Consider the following 1,904-nt stretch of genomic DNA (forward strand, 5'->3'; position numbering starts at 1 on the left):
CAGCTTTGTGAAAAGCTCTTCTACAGATTGCAGTTCTTTCTTGATTTCCTCATCGCTGATGTCTGGCAGGCTGGGATGATTCATGGTGTGGTTGCCCACGATGTGTCCTTCAGCCACCATACGCTTGACCAGTTCCGGCTGGGTTTTAACGTAGTGCCCGGTTACAAAAAAGGCAGCTTTAACGTTGTTGGCTTTGAGAATGTCCAAAATTTTGGGCGTATACCCGTTCTCATAACCTTCGTCGAAAGTCAGGTACAGCACTTTTTCACCGGGTCTACCGATCCAGTAGGCATCATATCGTGCCAGGAGCTCCCTGATCTCCCGGGGCATTTCCGGTTGCTGGTGGTTCTCGTTGCGTTTGATGCCCCAGCCGTGACGTGTATTGGACAGGGAGGTAGTGTTCTGAACGGTTTGGGTATCGTTTGCTCCGGCACTTTCCGGCGGCTGCCCCCCTTCTTTATTTTTGGCCGGTTTAGCTGCCTGTGGATGATGTGGACCTGAGGTCATTTTCCCCCCTGCTGGTTGAGAGGAATAGGCGTGAGTGGCGGCGGGTTTTGGATGAACAGTTGCCAGGTACATTTTGCCGGCGTAAAATCCACCGACCATTAAAGCCACCATAATCGTCACGATTGCTTTTGCATATCGGGACAAGAGATTTTCCTCCTTATAGTAATATTTTTAACATTTAGCATTAGCTTGAACAAAGAGACGGGGAATTATTCCCGGGTTTCGATGGGGAAGTATTCGACACATTTTGCCATTAACCTGCTCAAGAAAATGTCTCCTCTCTCCATGGTGACATTTTTAAAAGACCGCTTACAGGGTGACAATATCACAGTCCGACGACATGAGTCGCAGAGTCCCTTGTCCAAACCAACAGCAATTGCTAAAATAAGACAAGGAATACCATAACTGCGGGCCTCACCTGCCGGGGGAGATTCTTTTCCCCCATCTAATTGCTCACCCTCAGTCTCAATAATGTCAAGGAAGTAGACTGCCCGGCTCTGCCGGGTTTTTTGTTTGCAGGAACAGTTGTAATTTCTGCCTTATAGAGATAGAGTATATAATTAAGAGAGACTCTGAAAGGTGGAATTCCGCATGTCTGAAAGGACAGTGACAAAGCGAAGCCACCCCGTTGTTAAAAAAGTGCGTGTCTGGGGGAAGGGTCAATTTACCATCCCGTCCGAGATGAGAGAACGCCTGGGAATCAACGAGAACACAATCCTGGAAGTCTTTCAGGCCGGTAAGGCTATTGTGGCTACCCCGGAAAAGATAACGGTCAAGGAACTTGCTGCTTCCGTCCGCAAGGAAATGGCCAGAAACGGTATCGACCTGGAAAAACTTTTAGCCGAGTTAAGAGAGGGTAGCCATGAGTATAAGACAGATTAAGGTGTTTCTGGATAGCAGCGTTATTATAGCTGCCCTTGCCTCAAGTACGGGTGGTTCACATGAAGTGCTGGCCCTGGCCGAGTTAGGGATAATTGTTCCCTGTATATCCGAAGACGTAGTGGGCGAGGTACTGAGGAACATTCAAAAGAAGCTGCCGAGTTGTATGGAAAGCTACTACGTCCTGTTTAAGACACTGCCGTTCAAGATAGTGGATGCAGCCAGTGAAGATCTGCAGTACGCCAGTTCATTGATCAACAAAAAGGATGCTCCAATACTGGCGGCGGCCATATCTGGCAAGGTAGATTGGCTGTTAAGCCTGGACAAGCATTTCCTGAACAGCGATTTAAAAGGGAAGGTGAACTTTGCTATCGGTACACCCGGGGATTTTCTGCAAGAGCTGGTGTCCTTTCTAAAAGGAAATGGTTAACTAGGAGCCTGTCCGGCAACACCGGGCTTTTTCTAAAATTACTGTAGGAAAAGTAGCAGGGGAAAAGAGGTGGAGGGTAGAAAAAAGA

General features: G+C 48.0%; 3 protein-coding genes. 2 read left to right on the top strand and 1 reads right to left on the bottom strand.

Annotated features, from left to right (window positions below; genetic code table 11):
* A partial coding sequence (locus ACPLUI_RS09025) for a polysaccharide deacetylase family protein (RefSeq protein ID WP_424659935.1) occupies positions 1-651 on the bottom strand: 651 nt, incomplete at its 3' end.
* Between the two features lie 447 nt (positions 652-1,098).
* Between ACPLUI_RS09025 and ACPLUI_RS09030 the strand changes: the two genes are divergently transcribed.
* Both ACPLUI_RS09030 and ACPLUI_RS09035 read left to right on the top strand, forming a co-directional pair.
* A complete protein-coding gene (locus ACPLUI_RS09030) occupies positions 1,099-1,389 on the top strand; it encodes an AbrB/MazE/SpoVT family DNA-binding domain-containing protein (RefSeq protein ID WP_424659936.1) in 291 nt (96 codons plus the stop codon).
* Complete coding sequence (locus ACPLUI_RS09035; RefSeq protein WP_424659937.1) at positions 1,370-1,816, top strand: putative toxin-antitoxin system toxin component, PIN family; 447 nt, start codon at positions 1,370-1,372, stop codon at positions 1,814-1,816. Before ACPLUI_RS09030 ends, ACPLUI_RS09035 begins: the two co-directional genes overlap by 20 nt.
* The last annotated feature ends 88 nt before the right edge of the window (positions 1,817-1,904 follow it).

The organism is Desulfofundulus sp. (assembly GCF_049701015.1).
In the GTDB taxonomy this organism is placed as follows: Bacteria; Bacillota; Desulfotomaculia; order Desulfotomaculales; family Desulfovirgulaceae; genus Desulfofundulus.

What these genes read in the sequence shown, in the direction of transcription:
- ACPLUI_RS09030 (WP_424659936.1), top strand. Translation starts at nt 1,099, where the DNA reads ATGTCTGAAAGGACAGTGACAAAGCGAAGCCACCCCGTTGTTAAAAAA.
- ACPLUI_RS09035 (WP_424659937.1), top strand. Translation starts at nt 1,370, where the DNA reads ATGAGTATAAGACAGATTAAGGTGTTTCTGGATAGCAGCGTTATTATA.